15 protein-coding genes are annotated in these 19,533 nt (G+C 55.3%); 7 read left to right on the top strand and 8 right to left on the bottom strand.

Annotation, left to right across the window (positions count from 1 at the left end):
* The first annotated feature begins 75 nt into the window (after positions 1-75).
* Entirely contained in the window at positions 76-1,323 is a 1,248-nt protein-coding gene (locus B0B12_RS10835; protein WP_076668789.1) for an ABC transporter permease, read from the top strand.
* A 140-nt stretch (positions 1,324-1,463) separates the two neighbouring features.
* Positions 1,464-2,327, top strand: coding sequence for an LOG family protein (locus tag B0B12_RS10830; RefSeq protein ID WP_139337792.1), 864 nt, complete (start codon positions 1,464-1,466; stop codon positions 2,325-2,327).
* Positions 2,328-2,421: 94 nt separating this feature from the next.
* Here the strand turns inward: B0B12_RS10830 and B0B12_RS10825 are convergent, their stop codons facing one another.
* From B0B12_RS10825 to B0B12_RS10815, 3 genes are read right to left on the bottom strand one after another with little or no spacing between them, the layout of a single operon-like run.
* Positions 2,422-4,506: a carboxypeptidase regulatory-like domain-containing protein gene (locus B0B12_RS10825; protein WP_076668787.1), complete on the bottom strand. Its 2,085-nt coding sequence runs from the start codon at positions 4,504-4,506 to the stop codon at positions 2,422-2,424.
* Positions 4,507-4,521: 15 nt separating this feature from the next.
* Positions 4,522-5,583 (bottom strand): DUF4249 domain-containing protein, encoded by a 1,062-nt coding sequence (locus tag B0B12_RS10820; RefSeq protein WP_076668785.1) that lies wholly within the window; start codon positions 5,581-5,583, stop codon positions 4,522-4,524.
* 59 nt (positions 5,584-5,642) lie between these two features.
* A complete protein-coding gene (locus tag B0B12_RS10815) occupies positions 5,643-8,327 on the bottom strand; it encodes a TonB-dependent receptor (protein WP_076668783.1) in 2,685 nt (894 codons plus the stop codon).
* A 177-nt stretch (positions 8,328-8,504) separates the two neighbouring features.
* Here B0B12_RS10815 and B0B12_RS10810 point away from each other — a divergent pair, with 177 nt between their 5' ends.
* The 3 genes from B0B12_RS10810 to uvrA all read left to right on the top strand — a co-directional run bounded on the left by B0B12_RS10810 (position 8,505) and on the right by uvrA (position 12,388).
* Complete coding sequence (locus B0B12_RS10810) at positions 8,505-8,900, top strand: DUF202 domain-containing protein (RefSeq protein ID WP_076668781.1); 396 nt, start codon at positions 8,505-8,507, stop codon at positions 8,898-8,900.
* Between the two features lie 166 nt (positions 8,901-9,066).
* A complete protein-coding gene (locus B0B12_RS10805) occupies positions 9,067-9,363 on the top strand; it encodes a YidH family protein (protein ID WP_244554680.1) in 297 nt (98 codons plus the stop codon).
* Positions 9,364-9,493: 130 nt separating this feature from the next.
* Entirely contained in the window at positions 9,494-12,388 is a 2,895-nt protein-coding gene (uvrA, locus tag B0B12_RS10800; RefSeq protein WP_076668778.1) for an excinuclease ABC subunit UvrA, read from the top strand.
* 57 nt (positions 12,389-12,445) lie between these two features.
* On the opposite strand, the gene B0B12_RS10795 is transcribed toward uvrA, so the two are convergent.
* Positions 12,446-13,018 carry a DUF4142 domain-containing protein gene (locus B0B12_RS10795; protein ID WP_076668776.1) on the bottom strand — a complete coding sequence of 191 codons (573 nt, stop codon included), beginning with the start codon at positions 13,016-13,018 and terminating at the stop codon, positions 12,446-12,448.
* A gap of 100 nt (positions 13,019-13,118) precedes the next feature.
* On the bottom strand, positions 13,119-13,700 hold the full coding sequence (locus B0B12_RS10790) for a DUF4142 domain-containing protein (RefSeq protein WP_076668774.1): 582 nt from the start codon (positions 13,698-13,700) through the stop codon (positions 13,119-13,121).
* Between the two features lie 233 nt (positions 13,701-13,933).
* On the opposite strand from B0B12_RS10790, the gene B0B12_RS10785 reads away from it, so the two are divergent.
* On the top strand, positions 13,934-14,632 hold the full coding sequence (locus B0B12_RS10785) for an ABC transporter ATP-binding protein (RefSeq protein ID WP_076668772.1): 699 nt from the start codon (positions 13,934-13,936) through the stop codon (positions 14,630-14,632).
* Between the two features lie 105 nt (positions 14,633-14,737).
* Here B0B12_RS10785 and B0B12_RS10780 read toward each other — a convergent pair whose 3' ends face one another.
* From B0B12_RS10780 to rpoN, 3 genes are all read right to left on the bottom strand, one after another.
* Positions 14,738-15,520, bottom strand: coding sequence for an enoyl-CoA hydratase-related protein (locus B0B12_RS10780; protein WP_076668770.1), 783 nt, complete (start codon positions 15,518-15,520; stop codon positions 14,738-14,740).
* A 65-nt stretch (positions 15,521-15,585) separates the two neighbouring features.
* Positions 15,586-16,155 carry a hypothetical protein gene (locus tag B0B12_RS10775; protein WP_244554679.1) on the bottom strand — a complete coding sequence of 190 codons (570 nt, stop codon included), beginning with the start codon at positions 16,153-16,155 and terminating at the stop codon, positions 15,586-15,588.
* 175 nt (positions 16,156-16,330) lie between these two features.
* Positions 16,331-17,776, bottom strand: a complete 1,446-nt coding sequence (gene rpoN / locus B0B12_RS10770; RefSeq protein WP_076668766.1) for an RNA polymerase factor sigma-54 — start codon at positions 17,774-17,776, stop codon at positions 16,331-16,333.
* A 283-nt stretch (positions 17,777-18,059) separates the two neighbouring features.
* Here rpoN and asnS point away from each other — a divergent pair, with 283 nt between their 5' ends.
* Positions 18,060-19,499 carry an asparagine--tRNA ligase gene (gene asnS, locus B0B12_RS10765; protein ID WP_076668764.1) on the top strand — a complete coding sequence of 480 codons (1,440 nt, stop codon included), beginning with the start codon at positions 18,060-18,062 and terminating at the stop codon, positions 19,497-19,499.
* Positions 19,500-19,533: the final 34 nt, after the last annotated feature.

The following is a 19,533-nucleotide window of genomic DNA, read 5'->3' as shown; positions in this document are numbered from 1 at the left end:
ATCAAACCGCAAATTTACTTAGTTTGCCCGAAATATTATTACTTTTAAAAAAATTACTTTCCTATACGCCAATCTATGATCTACCTCCGCCTAATAGCTGAAAGTTTCCGCTTTGCATGGCAGGCGCTACGTGCCAACCTGCTCCGGACGATCCTCTCCCTGCTGGGCGTTACGATAGGCATTTTCGCCATCATCTCGGTTTTCACGCTGGTCGACTCGCTCGAGCGCAACGTGCGCGACAGCATGAGCTTTATTGGCGACAAGGTGCTGTATGTGGAGAAGTGGCCCTGGAGCTTTGGCGGAGAATACCCATGGTGGAAGTACTTCAAGCGTCCGCAGCCTAACATCCACGAATACCGCCAGCTGGACCGCAACCTGACAAACGATGCGGGTGTGGCCATTTTTGCTAACAGAGGCAGCAGCCTGTTCAAGCACCGTAACAACAGCTTCAAGGATGCCGGCCTGATGGGCGTCACCTACGACTACAACAAAGTGACCGAGATACCGGTGGCCGAGGGCCGCTACTTCGTGCCGCTGGAGGTGGACGCTGCCCGGAACGTGATGATCATCGGCGACGAGGTGGCCAGCACACTTTACCCGGGCCAATCGGCCATTGGGCAGGAACTCCGGGTGAGCGGGCACAAGTTCACGGTCATCGGGGTGATGGAGAAACAGGGCGAAAACATGTTTGGCATGCCTAACTTCGACCAAATGGGCATCATCCCCTACGGCTCGTTTAGCAAGATGTACGCCACCGGCCCCAACGGCATCGGCTCGACGATTGCGGTAAAAGGCCGCGACGACGACCTGGGCCTGATGGAACTGGAGTACGAGGTGCGCGGCATGATGCGCAACATCCGTGGCCTGAAACCACGCGACGAGGACAGCTTCGCCATCAACCGCCCCGAAATGGCGACCCAGGCTATCACCGGACTGTTTGAGGTAATCGGTCTGGCTGGCTGGGTGATCGGCGGCTTCGCGATTCTGGTAGGCGGCTTCGGCATTGCCAACATCATGTTCGTGTCGGTGAAAGAGCGGACCAACATCATCGGTATACAGAAATCGCTGGGCGCCAAAAACTATTTCATCCTGTTCCAGTTCTTGTTTGAGTCCGTATTTTTGAGCGTTATTGGCGGCGGCATCGGCATCATGCTCGTCTTCCTGCTCACGCTCATACCGCAGGACATGATGAAGATATCGCTCTCGATGGGCAACATTATTCTGGGGCTTGGCGTATCGGCGGTGATAGGTATGCTGTCGGGCATCATTCCGGCGGTGCTTGCCTCCAACCTGGACCCGGTGATAGCGATTCGCTCCAAATAGAAAAACACAACCGTGGCTGCAAAGTTTAACCTCCGCGCTGCAGACACACATCCTTTAAAATAGTTACTAAATGAAGAAGGCGTGCTCCGTATGAGTGCGCCGCAGGAGGCCTGCCTCCTGAAGAAGACGAAGAGAAATTTATGGCAAAGCTTAGAAAGACAAGCAAAACGAAACTTAACGACGAGTCGCACAACAGCGGCAGCGGACAAACGATCCTAAACCCGGACGTAAACGAGAATAAAGCAAAATCCATTACCGACCTGCGCGAGGCAGGACACGTGCAGGCACCACCCGCCTCTGCAGAAGACATCAAAATCCGCAAGGCCTTTGTAGACAAGGACTGGAATGAGATCAAGATCGCCGACTCCTGGCAGATCTTCAAGGTGATGTCGGAATTTGTGGAGGGCTTTGAGAAGCTGGCCAAGATTGGCCCATGCGTTTCTATTTTCGGCTCGGCCCGTACCAAGAACACCCACAAGTACTATGTGATGGCCGAGGAAATCGCTGCCAAGCTGGTGCGTCACGGCTACGGTGTGATCACAGGCGGCGGTCCGGGCATTATGGAGGCCGGTAACAAAGGCGCTCACTCTGAGGGCGGCAAATCGGTGGGTCTCAACATCCACCTGCCATTCGAGCAGTTCAACAACATCTACATCGACTCCGACAAGCTCATCAACTTCGACTACTTCTTTGTGCGCAAGGTGATGTTTGTGAAGTATGCGCAGGGCTTTGTGGTACTGCCAGGCGGCTTCGGCACGCTCGACGAGCTGTTTGAGGCGATCACGCTGATTCAGACGAAGAAAATCGGGGCGTTCCCGATCGTGCTGGTAGGTCGCTCTTACTGGGAGGGCCTGTTCAAGTGGGTGGAGGACGTGATGCTGAAGGAAGAAAGCAACATCAGCCCGGAAGACCTGAACCTGGTGCACATCGTGGACGATGCCACCGAAGCAGTGAAAGTGATCGACGACTTCTACAGCAAATACCTGCTGTCTCCAAACTTCTAGGAAAAAAGAACTCTCTACAAAAAAGCTCCGCCGATTTCCGGTGGGGCTTTTTTATTCAGAAAAATCAAAGGCCTCTTCTTAATTGGCCCTGGTTCTAGTTTACCAGCTTTACTTCAAAGGAGGTGCTTCCGCTTACAGGTATACCTTCGGCTGTCTGGCCTTGTACTTTCACTTCGAACAGGCCAGTTTCGTCGGAGGTATAGAACGTGAAGGTAGCAGTGCCGTCGGCGTTAGTTTGCAGGTATGGCTGCCAGTAGAGCTGCTGCCGGAAGTCGGGCAGCTGGGTTTGGGTTGCATCGTCAGGGGCGGGCACCACGAAATGCCGGGGCAGGTTGTATTGCTCGTACAGCACAGGCAGGCCCTTTTCCCTGAGCCGCTCCCGACTCTCCCCGCTTTTGGTGTAGACGGCAAACATACCATTGTCGACCAGACGCCCCAGGTTGCCAGCGTACAGTTTCTCTTCTGACCAGGCAATCTCAATCGAGGCGATGTCATTCAGGTCGAGGGCCATGATCTCGTCCATGTTCTCCAGTATAACGCCGTCCAGCAGGTATAGCGGCTCCTCTTTCATCATGCGCTTGGTTTCGGAGGACACGTAGAGCAGGCGCACGGTTTGCTTCCCTTTCTTCTTGCGCATGCGCAGGTTGGTGGTCACCTCCCGGATGGCCTCCTCCACGTCATGAAAAGCAACATAATTATCCAGCTTGAACACCCGGTCGACCGGTAATCGCGGCACAGGGGCTGTGGCGTGTGGCTCTGTCAGGCCGTAGATCTCGTGGATGTTGGCGCGGGTATGGTGTTTCAGTGCAGCGCTTACTACGTGTTGTGGCAATGCCTGCACAAAGGCGGTGTCTGTCTGTTTTGCAATGTTTTCCTGTTGAAAAGGAGCCTTTACCGCTTCCTGCCGCATGGGCTCTACCAAAGGCTCTTTTTGGAAGCGTGCCTCGTTTCCGCTTCTGGCGATGGCTTCCCATAGCTCCTGGTCTGTTTCATAGCCCAGTTGCGTTGCATTAGTAGTTACAAAGCCAACAGGTTGCTGAAGGGCCGCACGGCGCTCGGCCACGGAGGCAGCAAGCCAGGTGGCGGGTTGTAGGCCTGCAACCGTAACGGTAACCTGCTGACGGGTGCCATACTGATTGCGGTCGGGCTGCACTGCTATACCTGCGGCGTGGGCTAACTTTACTCGTTGCTCCGCTTCCACCAGGCCACCCGTGTTGAGCAGCAGCAACTGGCAGTCAGACTGTGCGGACTTTAGCCACGGCACCGTGACCGAACCGGACCTCGCGATAGGCTGCGCGAAGTATACCGTTCCGCCGGAGACAGCCACCAGCACATGCCCTATTGCCGATTTACCCTGCACGCTTACCTCTATACCTGCGTCGCTCACCTTGCCAACTGCCAGGGCTATACCTTGGGGCTTTGGTTCCGGCAGCTTGACCTGCTGCGGTGCATAGCCAGCCGTCTGTAGCTGTGCCACCAGTTCCTGCTGCCCGGAGGTGTTCAGTTCAAACACGGCTATACCTGTTTCATCGCTTTTGAAGGTCGTGATAACCTGCCCAGCCGTATCAAGCACAGTGCCCTGGGCTGCTATACCTATACCTGCGGCATTGGTAACGGTCGCCACCATTTTGGCAGGTATACCGGTCGGCCAAACGCCGGACTCCGGGAAGAAGCGCACCTGTAGCGGCCTGGTTTTCATGGGCTGAGCCTGCAGCGCTTTAACTTCATCCGGGTTCACGATTAGGAGCTGCTCGCGCCAGTGCTGCTGCGTGCTAAAGTTCCGCATCCAGTTGGTGGCCGCCTGCAGCGTATACCTGCCCGAAGGCAAGCCTTTAGGCAACAGAAAGTCTCCCTGCGCTTCCCCGTCTTCGATCACCAGCCGTTGGTTGATCAGAGTGGCGCCTTTTGCGTCGAGCAACTCGACATAAAGCACCCGGCTGGCCGGTTCGGTTGAGCGCTTCTGGACAGCAGCGCAGTACCACAGGCGCTCTCCTGCCATGTACCAGGGCTGACTGTGCGTCAGCTGCACCTGCTCGTCTGAGAGTTGGCGCTGCACCTGGGCGGCAGCGGCTTTTGCAACCTGTTCCTGCTGGGCGAAGGCGGGCAGGCTAAGACAGGTTGCTGCTGCCAGAAGCAGACCAGCTGCGCGTTTGTGGAGGCTATCAAAGGATATATGCATCAGTTCTTTCAGATTTTAGAAGCCGATTGGCCGTTCGTCAGTTACATTCGGGTACAGGAAGGTAAAGCGGCAGTCTCCTATAGGCATCTCGTACGGCAGCCCCGGGAAGGGAGCGTAGAACATGCGTGGGATCACGATAAAGTCCTCGACCATGGCAGAAGCGGTGAAATACCCCACCACCCGTTCGTCGGGGTTGTTAACACTGTACATGTTGCCGTTAATGCGTGCCGGAGGCGGATCAAAGATGCTACCGACGCTGGACTGCTGCTGGTTGAACAGGCGCCAGAATTCATATGCTTCGCCTGTCAGCGAGAACTGCCTGATCTTGATGCGGTACTTGGTCGGGATGTCGGCGGGCACCACCGCCACGGGCTGCTCAAAATAGCGGCCGTTCACCAGCCGGTCATCGCTTGCAACCACTTTGGTGCTGATGCTCCCCATGTTGGCCCAGCATACCGAAGGATCGGGCTTATCGCCCGTATTGGTGTAAAACTCAAACACACCCTCTGTATCCCAGCGGTAGTAGTTGCCCCGCTCGGACGGATCCTGCACCTTGGCCTTCACCTCAAAACCCACCGACCTGCGCTCGATCAGCATACCTGCTGAGTTGCGCACCACATCGATAAACTCCTTGAACTCATAGCCTATACCTTGTAGGGCGGGCACAGGCCGGAGTAGCTCCGGACGTGAGGCGTACTCCCTGCCATCGGGTAGCCTGATGTGCAAGGTATAGCTGCGCCCCTGCTCTACCCGGAAGTCTTCTCTGCTCAAGGTATACACGCCATAGGCAGGCCCTTCATACAAAGGCATGCTGTTGCCGAGATTGTCCTGCACCGTGACAGTGGCGTTACGCACACGCTCTACCACTACCTGCTGTTTTTCGCTGTCGAAGGGGGAGGTCCAGGTCAGCGTCACTTTGTTCAGCGTCGAATCGTTCTGGTCTGTCACCATCCCGCTCACCACCAGCGACTTTTGTCCGGTGTCGATCTGAAGTTCCAGCGGATCCACACAGGCCTGGAGACAAGCCACTACGAGCAGTATGGCCAACAACCGGTATTTTTGTAAAGTAATTTGCATTTGCAGGTATAGTTTAGTTGCCTGTGCCTTGTCTGAGTGTTCTTTCTTGACTAGCCTCCTCATCTGGTGATCTTGAAATTGTAAGTAATAGCCGGTACGGCCGAGCCGATCACCGCCAGCCGGTAGGCCTGCGGGATGGTGCCGCCATAGGCAGGCTTGAAGAACACCGAGTAAGGGTTTTTGCGCCCGTACACGTTGTACACCGAGAAAGCCCAGCTGCTCACCCAATTCGCATTGCGCTTGTTGGTGCCGTCTATCACAAAGGCCAGGTCCAGTCGGTGGTAGTCGGGTATGCGGTGCTGGTTGCGGTCGCTGTAGTTCACCATCAGCAGACCGTCGATGTAGCCCACAGACTCCGGGTAAGTGATGGGCCGTCCCGTGCTGTAAGTGAAGTTGGCCGACAGGCTGATCAAACGGGACAGCTGCTGGTTCAGGACCAGGCTGAGGTCGTGTGGCTTGTCGAAGTTTGCCGGAAAGAAATTGCCGTTGTTGATGCGCTCTTCGGGCGTGGGGCCGTTGACGCGGCGCAGCGACCTGGAGTAGGTATAGCTGGCCCAGCCCGTCAGCTTTTTGCTCTTGCGGCGCATCATCAACTCCAGCCCGTAGGCTTTGCCCTCGCCTGGCAGCAGGTCTGCATCGAGGGTGCTGTTGAGCAGCAGGCGGGCGCCGTCCTTATACTCCACCAGGTCGTACAGTTTTTTATAGTAGGCCTCCGCCGAGAGCTCGATGGTGTTATCCTGCAGGTTTTTGAAAAAGCCGAGCGCCACCTGGTCCCCGAGCTGCGGTCGCAGGTTCGGGTTGCTCGTTTTCCAGATGTCCACCGGGGAAGCAGCCGCTGTGTTGGAGATCAGGTGAATGTACTGCGCCATGCGGTTGTAGCCCACCTTCACCGAGCTGTTCTCGCTCAGGCTTATCTTTAGCGAAGCGCGTGGTTCCAGATTGCCATACCTTTGAATCACACCGCCATTGCTGTAGCTGAGCGTGTCGATGATCGTGGACTCGCGCCGTGGCGACTCCGGGTCGTACACATACACATCGCCCGGCCCCAGGTTAAAGTATGAAGAGTAGCGCAGCCCGAGGCTGACTGATACCTTTGGGCTGATCGTGTACTCGTGGTCCAGGTATAAGGCGGCTTCCACGGAGCGTTCGCGCGGCATGTTAACAGGCAGCAGGCTGGACTGCTCCGAGCCAGGAGTCAGGGTGCCAGGACTAAACTCATACCAGGACGAGGAAGCACCCAAGCCTATTTTATGCCGCACAGAGGGGTCGTAATTCAGGTCTACTTTGATCTGCTTGTACTTGATCTCCGAGTCGAGGGTATAGCTGTAAGGTTCTGTTTCGGCCTCCACGCCATAGTCGTAGTCGCCCACCACACCGGTCACGCTGGACAGCAGCTTGTCGCTGAAGGTATGGTTCCAGCGGAGGGTGCCGGTGGCGGTGCCCCAGGTATAGGTAGTGTCGGCCCCGAACCGGAAGCCGTCGCGGCTCATGTAGCCGGATACCATCAGTTGGTCTTTGGCGCTGATCGTGTAGTCGACCTTGGCGTTGAAGTCATAGAAATAACCGTCGCTGTCGCGCACTGCTTTGTCGGGTACATAGCGCATGGCCAGTCCGGGGTAGGCGCCGCGGGCACCGATCACAAAGGAGGCCTTGTCTTTCAGCAGCGGCGCTTCCACCATCAGGCGGCTGGCTAGCAAGCCAATACCGCCGCTCAGGATGGGCGCTTTCTTATTGCCCTCTTTCAACTCCACATCCAGCACCGACGAGATGCGCCCGCCATACCGGGCAGGTATACCGCCGCGGTACAAGGTTACGTCCTGCACCATATCCGGGTTGAAGACCGAGAAGAAACCAAAGAGGTGGGAAGAGCTGAAAAGCGGGGCCTGATCCTGCAGCACCAGGTTCTGGTCGATGCTGCCGCCGCGCACGTTGAACCCGCTGGCCCCCTCGCCTACCGTGGTCACGCCCGGCAGTGTAATGATGCTGCGCAGCACGTCCACCTCGCCCAGGAAGTTGGGCATCTTGCGCACCTCCTGTATCGACAAACGGGCCACACCCATCTCCAGGCTCTCCACGTTATGATCGGGCGCTTTGGCTGACACCTCCACTTCGCGCAGTTGGTTGCTCACCTCGAACAGTTCGACGTGCATGGTGCGGCTCTGCTGCAGGCTCACCCGCCGCTGGTCCTCCACCATACCAATGGCTCGCACCCGCAAGGTATAATTCCCCGCCGGCACCGACAAGGTATAGCGGCCCTGTTCGTCGGCCACGGTACCTTTTCCGGTCTCGACAAGCAGCACGGTGGCTCCGATAAAGGGCTCGCCTGTTTTGGCGCTGCGCACCTGTCCGCTCAGGGTCACGATGCGCTCCGTAGCCTGTCCCGCAACAACGGCGCCGGACGACACGGTGTCGGTGCGAAAGAGCGAGGCGGCAGACTGGGGCACCAGCACGACGGTACGGTCATCGTAGAGCACGAAGGACAGGCGGGCTTTTTCCAGGAGTTTTTGCAATGCGCTCGCGATCGGTTCCTGCTCAAATGTCTGGGTGATCTGCACGCCTTCCACCCACTCGGGCTGGTAGAACACGCGCAGCCGGTGCTTCTGCTGCAGGTCGTGGAGCACGGCCTGCAGGGGCTGGTTCTGGTAGCTGGCCGTAATGCGCGGCTGCCCGGTGTCCTGTGCCCAGGCATAGCCCGATAGCAGCATAAGGACAGAAAGCAGAAGGTAATGGTAGCGTCTTTTCATAAAACAGGGGGCGGTTGGCGTATGTGCGCAGCAGGTATAAAAGGAGTTTACTTTGCACCATAGCAATATATAGTTTTACCATTGAATTTGAAAATCTTAAACTCGCCCGCTCCCAAAAGCTTTGCGCCTTTACTTAAATCCAACAGAATCGTACATAATAACAAGAGAGTCAGGCCTATGTCAGACACCGACAAAGAGACGATAAAGAAGCTGAAGAAAAAGCTGAGAGTGCAGGAGCAGAAGAACGCGGAGATACGGGACCACATGGCAGCCGAGCGCACCATCTTCGCCAACGAGCGCACCCTGATGGCCTACCTGCGCACCGCCATGACCATCTCCGTGGGCGGCTTTGTGGCCATCAAACTTTCCGACGACCTGTACCTTGACATCATTGGTATCATTCTGATCCCTATTGGCATCATACTGGCCATTTACAGCTTTGTCAGGTATAGGCACAAGCAGCGCATCATCGAGGGCCACCACCAGGACTACTGCCCCACCAGCCACGAGCACGAGCGGGCGCACAACGAACTGCCCCAACCCGGCGGAAACGGCAAACAGACCTCCGTTTAGCGTAAATTGCTCCTCAGTAGGCTGGCTGTAGCTGTGTTTTTCGTCCTTTTAGTTTCGTATATTTCCAAAAAACGAAATAAATGCAGGCGCCCGATCAAGACGAAATCAAACGGCTGAAGAAAAAATCCAAAAGCTGGAGAAGAAGAACACCGAGATACGGGATGACATGGCCGTACAGCGCACCATCTTCGCCAACGAGCGCACCCTGATGGCCTACCTGCGTACTGCCATCGCGCTTGTTGCCGGTGGTTTCGCCGCCATCAAGCTCTCACATCATGTGTACATGGAGTTTATCGGCCTCACGCTGATGCCGCTCGGCGTTCTCATGGCCGTTTACAGCTTTGTGCGCTACCTCAACAAACAGAAACTGATCAGGCGCCATCAGCAGAGTTTCCAATCCACTAGCCAGCATCGCGAAGAACTCTACGAAAAGCAGGCCTCGCGCTACGGAAACATCGATTGAGGTATATACCAGAGATAATCTCCAAAACTAAACCATTTAGCGCCGATTGCTGTTAAGAAGGGTTAGCATCTTCGGGTACGGAGGCGCTGATATTTTTATACCTTTGCTATTTAAAATCAAGCATTCCTGAATGGCTTTTAACCAAGCGCAAGAAACAGCAACCGGCACCGACACTGCCTTTTCGCAAAATGGCGAAACACAGCAGATCGAAGTATACGGTGCCCGCGAACATAACCTCAAAAACATTTCCATCAAGCTGCCCCGCTACAAGCTGGTTGTCTTTACCGGCATCAGTGGCTCGGGCAAGTCCTCGCTGGCTTTCGACACGATCTATGCCGAAGGACAGCGCCGCTACATGGAAACCTTCTCGGCCTACGCCCGCTCCTTTATGGGCGGACTCGAGCGCCCCGACGTGGACAAGATCGAAGGCCTCTCGCCGGTGATCTCCATCGAGCAGAAGACTACCAGCCGCAACCCGCGCTCCACCGTGGGCACCATCACCGAGATCTACGACTTTATGCGTCTGCTTTGGGCACGCACGGCCGAGGCATACAGCTATGTGACCGGCGAGAAAATGGTGCGCCAGAGCGACGACCAGATCGTGAACCACATCCTGGAGAACTTCGACGGCAAGCGCATTGTGGTGCTGGCTCCGGTCGTGAAAGGTCGTAAAGGCCATTACCGCGAGCTCTTCCAGCAAATCCGCAAGATGGGCTTTATCCGCGCCCGTGTGGACGGTGAATTGCTCGAAATCGATCCGAAGATGCAGGTGGATAGGTATAAGATCCATGATATCGAGATCGTGATTGATAAGATTGTAGTGAAGGAAGAAGACCGCTTCCGTCTGTCAGGCTCGATCCAGAACGCGCTCACGCACGGTAAGGGCACCGCGCTGATTTTGGATGTGGATGCTGACAAGACGCACTTCTTCTCGCGCCACCTCATGGACCCGGCCACCGGCATCGCCTACGACGATCCGGCCCCGAATTCCTTCTCCTTCAACTCCCCGTATGGCGCCTGCCCGGTGTGTAATGGTTTGGGCGAGATTCAGGAGATCACGGAAGAATCCGTTATACCTGACAAGAGCCTGAGCATACGCCGTGGCGGCATCGCCCCACTTGGCGAGTACCGCGATATCTGGATTTTCAAGCAGATCGAAGCACTGTTCAAGCACTTCAAGGTATCGGTTTCGACGCCGCTCAAAGATTTGCCGGAGGATGTGATGAAAGTGCTGCTCTATGGTCTGGATGAGGAGCTCGAAGTGAACACCAAAAAGGGCAACTACGTGGTGGAGTTTGAGGGCATCGTGAACTTCCTGAAAAGCCAGATGGAATCGGACTCCGACAACATCCGCTCCTGGGTGGAGGACTTTGCACAGACCACGACCTGTCCGGAGTGTAACGGCTACCGACTCAAGAAAGAATCGCTGCATTTCAAGATCGATAACACCAACATCGGTGAGCTATCGGTACTCGACATCAATAAACTGGCTGCCTGGTTTGAAGGGGTGGAAGAGCGCATGAGCGAGCGCCAGAACGTGATCGCCCGGGAGTTACTAAAGGAAATCCGCAAGCGCATCGGCTTTCTGCTGGACGTGGGGCTGGACTACCTGAGCCTGCACCGCCCCGTGAAAACACTTTCGGGCGGCGAGAGCCAGCGCATCCGGCTGGCCACGCAGATCGGTACGCAGTTGGTGGGCGTGCTTTACATCATGGACGAGCCGAGCATCGGCCTGCACCAGCGCGACAACGAGCGACTCATCAAAGCTCTGCAGGATCTCCGCGACCTGGGCAACTCCATTATTGTAGTAGAGCACGACAAGGACATGATTCTGCAGGCGGACTATGTGGTAGACATTGGGCCGGGCGCAGGTATACACGGGGGCCAGGTAGTAACTGCCGGCACGCCGGAAGACATGATGAACGCCGGCACGACCACCGCCGACTTTTTGAGCAACCGCCGAGGTATAGCCGTGCCGCGCGTGAAGCGTCCCGGTACCGGCGAAGTGCTCAAACTGAAAGGCGCCACTGGCCACAACCTGAAGAACGTGACCTTGGAACTGCCGCTCGGCAAGATGGTATGCGTAACCGGCGTGTCGGGCAGTGGCAAGTCTTCGCTCATCCACGATACGCTCTACCCGATCCTGAACACGCATTTCTTCCGGGCCAAACGCGATCCGCTGCCTTACAAGAGCATCGAGGGGCTGGAGCATATTGACAAGGTGATTGAAGTGGACCAGTCGCCGATTGGCCGTACGCCGCGCTCCAACCCGGCTACTTATACTGGTGTGTTCACCGACATCCGTACACTGTTTGCACAGCTGCCGGAGGCTAAGATCAGGGGGTATAATCCGGGACGCTTCTCTTTCAACGTAAAGGGTGGCCGCTGTGAGGCATGCGAAGGAGCAGGTATGCGTACCATCGAGATGAACTTTTTGCCGGATGTATACGTGCCCTGTGAGGTCTGCAAAGGCAAGCGCTATAACCGCGAAACGCTGGAAGTACGCTTCAAAGGCAAGAGTATCACCGATGTACTGGATATGACCGTGGAGCAGGCCGTGGACTTCTTTGAAAGTCAGCCGCGCATCCTGCGCAAGATTCAGACCTTGAACGAAGTGGGTCTTGGCTACATCACACTCGGCCAGCAAGCTACGACCCTATCGGGTGGTGAGGCGCAGCGTGTGAAACTGGCTACGGAACTGTCGAAGAAAGACACCGGCAAGACGCTTTACATTCTGGATGAACCGACCACAGGTCTGCACTTCCAGGACATCGAGCACCTGAGCGAAGTACTGCACAAGCTGACTGACAAAGGCAATTCGGTACTGATTATCGAGCACAACCTGGACCTGATCAAGATCGCCGACTGGATCATCGACATCGGGCCGGAAGGCGGCGAGGGCGGCGGTACCATTGTGGCGGCCGGCACGCCGGAGGATATCGTCAAGAAAGGCAAAGGCTATACCGCCCGCTTCCTGAAAGAGGAGCTGAAAACGAGCCACTACCGCGAAAACGGACAGGCCTGACAGGTATAGCAGTTTATAAAAAATGCCGCTCCCAGGTATGGGAGCGGCATTTTTGTTTTAAATATCTCCGAGTCTGTCTTCCAGCGCTTCCGCCATTTGCAGATGTTGCCGCAAGAGCGGGAGCTGCTTGGAGGCGAACTGCTTTACCTCCATCACTTTGGCATTCTCTGCCATGTCCTCGTATCGCTTCAGCAGCGTTTGGTGCTCTTCGCGGGTGCGCTTGATGTAGGACAAGTCGAAACCTATACCTGTCTGGCCGCTCACCTCGTCGTACACTTTCTGGTCCGAGCTGCCCAGTTCGTTGGGCACTACAAACTCGCCTTGTACGGCCGTGTTCTGCAGGTCTTCCATCAAGCGCCGGTGGCCCTGGCCCATCTCCTGCGCCATCTCCTTCACTTCAGGACCAACCGCTTTTTCCAGCGCCAGGTCACTTAGCTGCACCTGTAGCATATTGGCACTGGTTGCCTCGGCTATGAAAAGGGCATCGTTCTTCATGCCCTGCATGCCGGCAGCCTCAAACTGTTCTACACTTTGGGCAGCCGCCTGCTCAATGCTGTCGCCGGGGCCGCAGCTGGCAGTGCCCAGCAGCAATGCGGCGCTGGCAAGGTATAGGGTAACTCTTTTGATCATACACGTGGGTTTAAAACAGGAACATCTGCAGCCATACAAGGTGCAGATGCTCAAGATAGTTAGTTTTTTGGAATTGCCGCGTGTTTAGCGCCAATGCCTCTTACTTCAATGCGTCCTTGATCTCCTGCGCACGTTTGTGGTGCTCGCGCAGCTTAGGAAGCGTCTTCGTGGCAAAGGCCTTCACTTCGGCGTCATTGTAGTCGTTGTCTTCCACCACATCTTCGAACAGGCTGATGTCGCTGTCGTGGGCGCTCACCATTTTATCCATGTAGTCTCTGTCGAAATCGGCTCCCTTCTTTTCGCGGAGGTCGCGCATCTGGCTCATGTGCTCGTTGCTCATGCTGTCGGGTAGCGTGATGTTTTTGCTCATAGCCAGGTCGCTCATCTCTTTATTGGCCGCGGTGTGGTCCTTCACCATCATGGCGGCAAAATCCTTCACCTGCTGATTGGTGGCTCGCTCCTGCGCCAGTTTGCCGGCTTCCACTTCCATCATGCTGCTGCTGGCCGCCTTGGTCATAAACTCAGCCTGATCGTCGCGTTCCTCTTCCATGGCAGTGTCTTCGAAACGCTGCTCTGTAGCGTCCTGCGCCTGCTCCACGCTGTCGTTGCCAGAGCCGCCGCAAGCCATGGTGCCAAACAAAAAGGCACAGGCCATTAATCCGGTTGTTGTAATTCTTTTCATAGTGTTATCTCGTGTTTATAGTAAAAAAGTTTGAACAAATTGGTATACGCCGCTAAAGCCATGGAGTTTATAGGATAGCCCTATAATATATAGCCGGCAGGCAATAATATGCTTTAGGCGTATCTCTGAACGTGCTGTGTGCAGGCAGCATTCAGTCAATACGCCCACAACTATCTCAGGTATAAAACGATATACACTTCATACATGCCCAAATCTCCCTTAAGCCATATCGTATGAGACGAAGCCCTGCCCTGTTTTTATTGTTCAGCTGCTGCTTTCTGATTTGCTCTGTAGCCCATGCGCAGGATACGGAACAGGAGCGGGAAGACCGCATGCTTATGATGAACATAGACCGTGATCATGACAAGACGATCAAAATTCATCCGCTGCATTACGGGGAGGTGTTTGTGTCGTACGAGAAGGTGCGCTCGCCTAACATCAGCAACGAGTTCGGGCTTAGTTATTTCTATAAAATCCACCTGAAGGACGACGGCTGGCTTACGGAAGCCAGGGACGTGATGGGCATCGGCCTCCGGATGAGCCAACGTTACTATACCTCCAAAAAGAAGTCCGCCCCTTTTGGCTTCTTTCACGGGCCCATGTTCAGCTACCGCTTCATTGTGTTTGAGCGCAACGTGTTCGACCTGCCAGACGTGCCGCCCAGCGACCCCGACTTCAGGTATGTGGGCCGGCTCTACCAGAACGCGGTGGACCTGAGTTACCATCTGGGCTACCAGTTTCAGCTGGGGCGTCACTTCACCACAGAGCTCTCCGGGGGGCTGGGAGGGCGCATCAAAATCGCCAACGCGACCAACGGCGGCGATCTCATCGAGCAGAACATCATCGGCCACGTGGTGCACTCCGATGACGGGGCCGTCGTGACAGTCGGCCCTTCCCCGCAGCTTAATTTCTCGATCGGCTACTCTTTCTAATTACTTGCTGGGCCTACCCCCGGACGGTCGTGCCACAAGATTACCAGGCATAAAAAAGCCGGACAGTGGTCCGGCTTGTAGGTATAGGTTATAAGGCGCAGTGCCTTAAGCGCCCTTGAATTGCGGCTTGCGTTTTTCATTAAAGGCGGTCACACCCTCTTTGTAGTCGGCGGAGTTACCTGCTATTTTCTGGCAATGCGCCTCGTAGTCCAGCATATCATCCAGGGTGGAGTTAAAGGACTTGTTGAGCATCTTCTTCATCAGGCCAATGGCTTTGGTCGGAGCTACGGCGTAACGGGCTGCCAGCTCGGCTACGGCCGCGTCCAACTCTTCCGGTGCTACCACCTTGTTGACCATGCCCAGCTGCAGGGCTTCCTCAGCACTCACTTTAGAACCCAGCGTACTCAGTTCAAAAGCTTTGAGCGAGCCTACCACGCGTGGAAGGAAGAAAGAAGAACCCGAGTCGAGCACCAGTCCCACGTTCACGAACACCTCGATCATGCTAGCAGCGGTGGAGGCCACGATCAGGTCGCAGGCTAGAGCCAGGGAGCAGCCGGCGCCGGCCGCTACGCCGTTCAGCTTGCAGATAATCGGCTTTGGGAGGTTGCGCATGGCCCGGATAATCGGGTTATACCTTTTCTCGAGGGACTCCGACAGGTCGCGCTTGTCAGCGCTGGCAATGGCTTTGAGGTCCTGACCTGAGCAGAAAGCCTTGCCGGCACCCGTCAGAATCACCACGCGCACGCTGTCATCGCGTGTCACCTGTTTCAGGGCATCCTGCAGCTCGTAGCTCTGCTTGTCGTTAAAGGCATTGAAAACATCGGGTCTGTTCAGCGTGATGGTCGCGATGCCATCCTGCACATCATATAGCAAGCATTCGTAGTTCATTTTGTCGTTTGTTTTAAGTAGAGACAATCAAAGGTATAGATAATCACCCTGAAGAGCAAAACCACCTAGAGGGCTACAAAACCCGCCGCCAGCACCAGCAAAAGTCCCGTCAAAAAGCCCGCATAAGCCTGCGCGGGAGTATGGGCGTGTAGGGCCAGCCTCGCCGACAGCACTGCTCCCGATACCAGCACCATTAGCACAATAGGTATGAGCAATCCCGACTCAGGCAGCAGCTTGTTCATCAGCAACAACACTCCCAAAGCACCTCCCAGCCCAATGCCATGCGCACTGATCTTCCAGAAAAAAGAGACGCACCAAGCCACCAGCACAGAAGCCGTGACCACGCCCATCACAAAATAGAACAGCTGATCGAACACCGCCTCTGAGTAAAACAGGTAGGTCGTGACGGCGTAGCAAAGGGCGGTAAACAAAAGCGGCCGGCTACGCTGCTCCCGCCGGTCGATTTCATAGGAATCGATAAAGCCGGTTCGGAACATAGCGTAAGCCCCTAGTCCGGGCACCATGAACGTGGTAAAGAAAATCATGCTCAGCACGATCCAGCGGCTTTGCAGCGGAAGCGAAATGGCAGAAACCGGCAGAAAATAAAGGATGATGGCAAACAGGTACGTCGGCATCAGCAGTGGGTGAAACGCAACGGACAACAAGCGGGCAAGGGAGCGGCTCAAGAATAACTAATTATTAATGAATAATGATGAATGACTAATATTCTAAATTTTGAATTGACTCACAGGTATGCACCTTATTATTAATTGATCATTATTCATTGGTCATTAATAATTACTCATTCATCTAAAGCTCCTTCCGCAGACGCGCGACTGGTATGTTGAGTTGCTCGCGGTATTTGGCCACGGTGCGGCGCGCAATGTTATAGCCTTTCTCGTTGAGCATCTTTTCGATCTTCTCATCCGAGAGCGGTTTGCGCTTGTTTTCCTTGTCGATGATCTCTTTGAGGATGTGCTTCACCTCGCGGCTGCTGGCGTCCTCGCCGGAGTCGGTGGCGATGCCTTCGGAGAAGAAGTACTTGAGCGGGTAGATGCCGAACTCGGTCTGCACGGCTTTGCTGTTGGCTACGCGGCTCACGGTACTGATGTCCATGCCAATGTCTTCGGCAATGTCCTTCAGAATCATCGGGCGCAGCTTGCTTTCATCCCCCTCCAGGAAAAACTCGTGCTGGTACTTGATGATGGACTCCATGGTGCGCAGCAGCGTGTTCTGCCGCTGGCGGATGGCATCGATAAACCACTTGGCCGCGTCGAGTTTCTGCTTCACAAAAGCCACCGTCTCCTTAAGCTTCTTGTCTTTCTTGTCCGACTTGTCGTAGGCGTCGAACATGTCGGCGTATGAGCGGCTGATGCGCAGGTCTGGGGCATTGCGGGAGTTAAGCGAGAGCTGCAGCTGCCCGTTTTCGTTGGTCAGGATGAAATCAGGTATAATGTACTGCACCCGCGTCATACCGGCTCCGCTTCCGCCCGGCTTCGGGTTGAGCTTGATGATCACGTCGACGGCTTTTTTCAGCTCCTCTTCCGTTACGCCAAACTTGCTCTGTATTTTCTGGTAGTGTTTCTTGGTGAATTCGTCGAACGACTCCCGGATGATGCGTTCGGCCAGCACGGTAGTGGCGTCCTGCTCGCGTCGCTCGAGTTGCAGCAAGAGGCATTCCGGCAAATCGCGGGCGGCTATACCTGCCGGGTCGAAGGTCTGGATCATGTGCAGCACCTGCTCAATCTCCTCTTCGCTTGTCATCACGTTCTGCGAAAAAGCCAGATCGTTGACAATGGAGCTCAGCTCACGGCGGATGTAACCGTCGCTGTCGATGCTGCCGATGAGCTGCATCCCGATGGTATACTGCTTGTCGTCGAGCTCCAGGAAACCGAGCTGGTCCATCAGGTTGTCGGTGAGCGAGGACGTCATGGCGATCGGCATCTCGCGATCCTCTTCATCGCCGCCGCGGTCGCCCTGCATCTTGTAGCCGCTTATCTCGTCGTCGTTCAGGTAATCGTTGATGTCGACTTCGTCCTTGCCGTAGTCATCGTCGCTGTCGTAGTCGTCTGACTCAGAGTCGCTGTATTCGCTCTCGGGCTCCTCACGGCCTTCTTCCAGGGCGGGGTTTACCTCCATTTCCTCTTTGATGCGCGCTTCGAGCTCAACAGTAGGTATCTGCAGCAGCTTGATAAATTGTATCTGCTGCGGCGATAACTTCTGGGATAAGAGTTGTCTTAAATCGAGTCGCTGCATAGTAGAAAAACGGATATTCGTGCCGCTTAGTGCACGTTCAAATTTAGGATAATTTTACTTGCATTTACAAAAAAGGTTAAAATATCGTTACTTTGAGGGATTATTGGGAAGACGGCTGCCTAAGCGTGTCAACTGCGGCTCAATTGCCCGTTACAGGACTTTCTTTAAGTAAGTTAGGACGGTTGGCACAGGGCGGCAGAACGACTTTTCCGGCTTTCTCCGGAAGGCAGAAAATTACACCTTCCCCATAATCTGTTCAGACATATTACGCTAGAGATATAACATGCAACGCACGAAAGTAAAAGAACTGTTAACGGGTGCCCAGGAAGGCAAAGAGGTATTATTGAAGGGCTGGGTGCGCACCAAGCGCGGCAATAAGTTTGTGAATTTCATCGCCGTAAACGACGGCTCCACGATACAAAACCTGCAGGTAGTGGCCGATGCCGAAAAGTTTGGCGAAGCCTCCCTGAAAGATGTGACAACCGGTGCCGCTGTGGCCATTACGGGTCAGCTGGTGGCCTCGCAAGGCAAAGGACAAGCCTATGAGATCATGGCCAACACCATCGAGGTGCTGGGCAAGGCCGATCCGGAAACCTACCCGCTGCAGAAGAAGGCGCACTCGCTGGAGTTTTTGCGTGAAATCGCGCACCTGCGCTTCCGTACCAACACCTTCGGCGCGGTGTTCCGCGTGCGCAACACGCTGGCCTTCGCCGTGCATAAGTTTTTCAACGAGAAAGGCTTCGTGTACATGAACACGCCGATCATCACCGCTTCCGACGCAGAGGGTGCAGGCGAAATGTTCCATGTGACTAACTTCGACCTGGACAATATTCCGCGCACTGAGGACGGCAAGATCAACTACGAAGAAGACTTCTTCGGCAAGGCGACCAACCTGACCGTGTCGGGTCAGTTGGAAGGCGAACTGGCGGCCATGGCCTTCAGCGATATCTATACCTTCGGACCTACCTTCCGTGCCGAGAACTCCAACACGGCCCGTCACCTGGCTGAGTTCTGGATGATCGAGCCGGAGATGGCTTTCTATGACCTGAAAATGAACGCCGACCTGGCTGAGGAGTTCATCAAGTACATCATCCGCTATGCGCTGGAGCATAACCGCGAGGACATCGAGTTCCTGGGCCAGCGCCTGGCGGAGGAGGACAAAGCCAAGCCGCAGAACGAGCGCCAGGAGATGACCCTGCTCGAGAAGCTGGAGTTTGTGGTGAACAACGACTTTGAGCGCGTGACCTATACCGAGGCGGTGGACATCCTGATGAACTCGCCTGCCTACAAAAAGAAGAAGTTCCAGTACGAGGTATCATGGGGCATCGACCTGCAGAGCGAGCACGAGCGCTACCTGGTAGAGAAGCATTTCAAAAAGCCGGTGATCGTGACCGACTATCCGAAAGACATCAAAGCCTTCTACATGCGCCTCAACGACGACGGCAAGACCGTGGCCGCCATGGACATCCTGGCGCCAGGCATCGGCGAGATTGTGGGCGGTTCGCAGCGCGAGGAGCGCATCGAGATACTGGTGGAGCGCATGAAGGGCGTGGGCATTGAAGAAGAGGACCTGTGGTGGTACCTGGATACCCGTCGTTTCGGGGGCTGTCCGCATGCCGGCTTCGGTTTGGGCTTCGAGCGCATGGTGCAGTTCGTGACCGGCATGGGCAACATCCGCGACGTGATCCCGTTCCCACGCACGCCGGGTAATGCGGAGTTTTAATATTTGCTATACCTTATAATTTTAAGAGCCCGGC

It is taken from the genome of Pontibacter indicus (assembly GCF_900156345.1).
GTDB lineage: Bacteria > Bacteroidota > Bacteroidia > Cytophagales > Hymenobacteraceae > Pontibacter > Pontibacter indicus.
The sequence above is the reverse complement of the archived record's forward strand: the minus strand, read 5'-3'. Positions and strand labels throughout refer to the sequence as shown.

Excerpts from the sequence above, each read along its gene's own strand:
- rpoN (WP_076668766.1), bottom strand. The coding sequence starts at position 17,776 with ATGCAGCGACTCGATTTAAGACAACTCTTATCCCAGAAGTTATCGCCG.
- B0B12_RS10830 (WP_139337792.1), top strand. The coding sequence starts at position 1,464 with ATGGCAAAGCTTAGAAAGACAAGCAAAACGAAACTTAACGACGAGTCG.
- B0B12_RS10810 (WP_076668781.1), top strand. The coding sequence starts at position 8,505 with ATGTCAGACACCGACAAAGAGACGATAAAGAAGCTGAAGAAAAAGCTG.
- B0B12_RS10775 (WP_244554679.1), bottom strand. The coding sequence starts at position 16,155 with ATGCCGACGTACCTGTTTGCCATCATCCTTTATTTTCTGCCGGTTTCT.
- B0B12_RS10815 (WP_076668783.1), bottom strand. The coding sequence starts at position 8,327 with ATGAAAAGACGCTACCATTACCTTCTGCTTTCTGTCCTTATGCTGCTA.
- B0B12_RS10825 (WP_076668787.1), bottom strand. The coding sequence starts at position 4,506 with ATGCATATATCCTTTGATAGCCTCCACAAACGCGCAGCTGGTCTGCTT.
- B0B12_RS10795 (WP_076668776.1), bottom strand. The coding sequence starts at position 13,018 with ATGATCAAAAGAGTTACCCTATACCTTGCCAGCGCCGCATTGCTGCTG.
- B0B12_RS10805 (WP_244554680.1), top strand. The coding sequence starts at position 9,067 with ATGGCCGTACAGCGCACCATCTTCGCCAACGAGCGCACCCTGATGGCC.
- B0B12_RS10780 (WP_076668770.1), bottom strand. The coding sequence starts at position 15,520 with ATGAACTACGAATGCTTGCTATATGATGTGCAGGATGGCATCGCGACC.
- B0B12_RS10790 (WP_076668774.1), bottom strand. The coding sequence starts at position 13,700 with ATGAAAAGAATTACAACAACCGGATTAATGGCCTGTGCCTTTTTGTTT.
- B0B12_RS10820 (WP_076668785.1), bottom strand. The coding sequence starts at position 5,583 with ATGCAAATTACTTTACAAAAATACCGGTTGTTGGCCATACTGCTCGTA.
- uvrA (WP_076668778.1), top strand. The coding sequence starts at position 9,494 with ATGGCTTTTAACCAAGCGCAAGAAACAGCAACCGGCACCGACACTGCC.
- B0B12_RS10835 (WP_076668789.1), top strand. The coding sequence starts at position 76 with ATGATCTACCTCCGCCTAATAGCTGAAAGTTTCCGCTTTGCATGGCAG.
- B0B12_RS10785 (WP_076668772.1), top strand. The coding sequence starts at position 13,934 with ATGAGACGAAGCCCTGCCCTGTTTTTATTGTTCAGCTGCTGCTTTCTG.
- asnS (WP_076668764.1), top strand. The coding sequence starts at position 18,060 with ATGCAACGCACGAAAGTAAAAGAACTGTTAACGGGTGCCCAGGAAGGC.